Below are 5,267 nucleotides of genomic sequence, written 5' to 3'. Positions count from 1 at the left end.
TAAAAGCGCATTCATATACAAATTGTTATCATGTTGAACACCACCAAAAGCTGAAACTGACCACTTATCAAGGGAACTTTTCGCAGAGCCCTCCATATCTTTTGGAGTAAAAGATACTTTACCATAGGTTCCCAACAGACCGAAGTGTGTAATGGTATTTTCATTTTCAAAAGAACCTAACACAACACCAGTTTGTAGAGCAGCATACACTATATCAGCACCATAACCATATTGTAACGGATTGCGGATAGATGAAAAGTTTACTACGTTGCCATAGGAGGATAAAAAGAGAGATCCCTTCTTTTTACTTGAGACTAATCTTTCTCGCATATCAGCCAACACTCTATTCTGATTATTAATGTCAGAGATACCAGAAGAGAATAAAGCGTTAGGCATAACTAAATAGCTTGCCATTCGTGGGACAAGAGCTTTCACTCGTGATTGAGGATCAAGATACGTGTTTTGCAATTTGAAATGCCAGACAATAGGTGGTTCACTCTTATCAACATTATAGACAGGTATTCCTTTAAGGACATTCTTATAAGGAAGACCATCAACTGTAGTGTAACCATGGGCTAATTTGAAAGAGTTTTCATTTGCTTTTCCATATACCTCAATGAGGGAAATTCTCTCTTGTGAAGGAGAAACATACTCTCTAATGCCAATATGTTCTACATCTGTACTGTCTCTTGGATCTTTAGTGTGATTAATATGGACTTTAGTGACACCTCGTACATCCGTTTTAATTATAAGTTTATCAGAATCTCTCCTTCCCAAATTAAAATAAATTTTCGCATCACCAGCTGCAAAATATTGTGAAATAAAACCCTCTTGTGGGATTTGTATGAATAAAGTTTGGTAACCACCAATGACCTTTTTATCAAATACAATAGCACTATCATAAAGATGAAGCATATGCATAGTAGATTCTTGTCTCGTCTCCTCAGAATTGGAATTAGCGGGTATAATCCATTTTGAACCATTTTTAAGAGTTAAAAACACATATTGCGAGCTATTAACCTTTGATTGACCTTGTAAAGTAGAACCGTCTGCATCAATACGCAACATCTCAGCGTAATTATGCGTTTGATACGCTGTATTTGTTGTAGGCTGGCTCGTTAATAAAATATCAGAATAAATTTGCGAATTTTTAAGAATTACAATACCTGAACCTTTTGACGAAATACCTATATGTGGAGATGAAATTGTTGTATTGGTAAGGTGTACCTGACTTGGGGGATCAAGATCATCAGGAGTCGGTTTATGTCTGAAATAAATGCCATAACTCGAAGGATTAGTGACTCTTATAGTTGAATTTTTAATATAAACTCTAGATCCTCCATAAGGTACTACGCCAAGTAGACCAGTTGTTATATCAACTCCTGTAAAATCAATTTTTCCAATCTTGTTAGCAAGAACTCCAATGTATTTTGATTCAAATTTCCCTCCATTTATAATAGAAGAATTTATTATCGATTCTATAGAAATATCTTCGCTAATAGATGTGACTCTTCCATTATCAGCAATCAATTCTGCACTATGTATAAAGGTTGTACTAAATAACAGAAAAATATTTTGCAAACTTAATTTGATACCGAATGCTTTTTTCATATGAAAATCCTTAAACCACCAAAAGTATAATTTAGCATATTAATAATTGAAAGCACAAAAAGATACAATGTAAAATACATACAAAAAGATACAATGTAAAATACATAATGCAATGATTGTGATTGAATTACTAAAATATATGAAAAAAATCTTAAAATACAATATTTTAATCACATTATCTTATTGAAATTATTCTTAATAATTTGCTTATAATGAGAGTGCTCAATATAATTATATTTTCTTAATTCAATTTCTCTTAAGGTTATGAATAAAAAAATCATTTACCTATCTCTGATAAAAGAGATTTATGTATGACTAAAAATCTTTTAAAAAACCACTTATTATATATTATTTGCGTATAAGACAAGTTGTAACATTAAGTGCTGATAAATAATAACAGCATTGGTTTATTATTTCATATAATAAAGATAGGGGCGCTTGATAGAACATTGGTGAATAGTACGAAAAATAGGATTAAAAGCTAGTAGAAACGCTTCTATAATAAAAGAGTACGTGAATTAATATTATAAGTTAATAGCATAATAATGTTCTATTATTTGTGAGGGTGGAATTGTATTAAATGAATGCGAAAAGCAAAAGCGTGAAGCTATGAGCAATCCTATTTATTAAAAGATACTTCTTTGGATAATTATGAAGGTTTTAAAGTCCAATTTAAACGAGATAGTAAAGCTGAGCATTGGTTTTTAATTTTTGATATTCATATTCTTTTAAATTATTTTCCATTCCTGTTATCAGGGATAAACCAAATGGAATATATAATTCTCATTTCAAACTTGGCTATATAGAATATTAAAATGGCAGAGAAATACTGAACTACCTCAATATTGTCTTAAAAGATGTCGCTGCATAAAGGCTGGGTATTGATTTATAGGAAACAGCTAAAGCACATACTTCATGAAAGATTTATAAGTACCAGAATTATTCTGAATAGTTTTTTTCTGTCAATGAAAAAAGTGAGGAGAGGTTTTAATGATGAAAGGATATAGATTTTCATGAATAGAATTATTATAAATAAAGGGCAACGTTCTATGCTGCCCTTTGATATTGGAGTTAATATCAGTTTTTTTAGAAACGATAACGTATTCCACCTGAGAAAGAGGTTGCTGATATACCTGCTTTTTGAAGCTTGTGTTGGTGGCTAACATCTCCGTGCAATCCAATTTTTTGATTTAATTGTGCATTAATACCTATACCACCTGCAACGGATGCTCCCATAGGATCAAGACGGAAACTATCGCTAACCTGTATTGTATCACCATCACCAAAAGTGTTGATCATATCCAGTTTTCCATAAAGGGAAATAGCATGACCGTTTTCTACTGCGGCGATAGTTTTGGTTAAACGTCCACCAATACGAACTAGCCATTGGTGAGGATTATTCATATTGATTTCAAGATCATTACCATCTGAAATATTATCGAACATCAAACGTTGATAAGCAAGTTGTGCTTGCGGTTCAAAGGTTAATCCTTCAATACTGGTTGTAAATTGTTGACCAATGATAGCAGAAGTACTCAATGTGTTTACATCATTCAATTTTGCAATATTTCCGATGTTAGCAATTTTAATATGTCCTTTTACGAGACCATAGGAGAAGAGTGCATTCAAGTATAAACCATTACGATTTTGCATACTACCGAAAGCTGAGATTGACCATTTATCAAGCGTACTTTTAGTAGCACCTTCCATATCTTTTGGAGTAAAGGACAATTGACCATAAGTACCTAATAGACCAAAACGCGTAGTGGTGTTTTGATTTTCAAGAACACCCAATGCAACACCTGCTTGTACACCGCCATAGCGAATATTAGCACCATAACCGTATTCGAGAGCACTGTGGTTGGATGATACAGTTGCTGTACTGCCGTAAGAGGATAAGAAGAAAGTATTTTCTAATGAAATTGCTCGCATATCAGTTAATGCTTTATTTTGCTCACTAATATCAGAAAAACCAGCAGAGAATAAAGCATTTGGCATCACCAAATAGCTGGCCATTTGTGGTACAAGAGCTTTCACCTCCGATTGAGAGTCAAGATAGGCGTTCTGCAAACGGAAATCCCAATATGGTTTATCTGAACCAAACATACTTTGATCTGCTTCATGACTGGAAGTTTCAGGATCGTATGCATTCAGTGTATATTTATAAGGAGCATTATTTATTGTGGTATAGCCATTTGCCAATTTAAAGGAGTCTTTATTTGCTTCTCCAGAAACTTGGATAAGTGAGATGCCACTTTCGTTTTTAGGAACTGAAGCATTTTCTTCTGTTTTATTATTTCCTTTGATAGTATTAACATAGACTGTGGTTGTTCCTAATGCATCGCCATTAACCACAAGCCGATCGGTCTTTTGATCTTTTGTTTTAAGACCACTACTCCATTCAGTGTTAAAGTAAATTTTTGCATTGCCTTGAGCTTTGTAGACTTTTGAAGAATTATTTTCTTCCTTTGGGTCTTCTTCATACAGTACAGATACTTCATTTGGAGAAACTTTTGGTATTGCCGCTCCTACATATAATGTTTGATACTGACCATCTGTTGCCTTGTCAAAGGCAATAGTACTATTATTAAGATCTAATTTAGAGACAGAAGAACGCGCTCTATCAGCAAGATTAAGTAATTTATCTTCGTTATTTTTTTCTTCTTTGCTGATTTTTAAAGTCCAAATTGTACCATTGTTGAGGTTAAAAATTGTTTCAGCGTTTTCTCCAGTTCTAACACCACCTTCTAAGATCGAGTGATCTGTATTAAGTGTAATAGCTGACTTCTTTTTTTCTTCAGCAGTGAACTTTAATAAAAGATCAGCATGTATTTCTGAATTTTTAAGGTTGACAATATCTTTTCCAGATTTGTTTCCAGAAATACCTACACCTTTTTCAACAGTAAGCTTTGTATTAGTAAAATTAACGACATTTCTTTGTTTACCTTCTTTATTTATATTTTCAAGCTCTAGACCATTTTTAGAAGCTGTTGCAGAAACGTTGGAAATATTAATTTTTGCATTATCTTTTACAAAAAATGCAGCATTGTCTGCGTTAATTATACCACCTGCTATTGTGACATTTGTTTCATCACCAGATGCGCAAAGCCCAAAACCTTCTTTAGATTTAATGGAGATGTTTTCTAAAGAAACCTTACTGCTTTTGGCTAATACTCCACTTCCTTTGGCAACAGTGATTTTCGTATCTTTCAGCTTGTTTTTATTATTCTTACTTTCTTCGAAAGAAATACCGTCTTTTTCAGCTTCAATGGATCCACCGGTCATATTTAATATTGCTTGTGGACCTATTTCGATACCATTTTTATCTGAAGAAATTACTACATTATTTAATGTAACTCTACTTCCGGCCCCTTGAGCAATAATTGCTACTCTATTGGGGACATCATCATCATTATTATTTTTGAGTGTAACAGAACCACCATTTGCTAAAATTTGAGCACCATCTCTTAGATCAAGACCTGCCTTTTGTGAAGTAATGTCAACATTATTTACTGTAATAGTTGTATTTTTACCGTCAGCTTTTATGGCAATTTCTTTGGCATCAATTTTACCACTTTTCATTGTGATTTGAGTACCATTTTTTATATCAAGACCTGCCTTTTGTGAAGTAATATCAACATTACCTAATGCAATTG

The 5,267-nt window shown here is 33.1% G+C and carries 2 protein-coding genes; both read right to left on the bottom strand.

Going from position 1 to position 5,267, the window contains the following annotated elements:
• On the bottom strand, positions 1-1,611 hold a 1,611-nt coding region (locus T420_RS07105), incomplete at its 3' end, for an autotransporter outer membrane beta-barrel domain-containing protein (RefSeq protein ID WP_081725928.1).
• A 1,086-nt stretch (positions 1,612-2,697) separates the two neighbouring features.
• The coding region (locus T420_RS07100) for an autotransporter outer membrane beta-barrel domain-containing protein (RefSeq protein WP_051406288.1) at positions 2,698-5,267 on the bottom strand (2,570 nt) is incomplete at its 5' end.

The sequence above is a fragment of the Bartonella clarridgeiae ATCC 51734 genome, from assembly GCF_000518185.1.
GTDB lineage: Bacteria > Pseudomonadota > Alphaproteobacteria > Rhizobiales > Rhizobiaceae > Bartonella > Bartonella clarridgeiae.
This window is presented reverse-complemented; position numbering and strand designations above follow the sequence as displayed.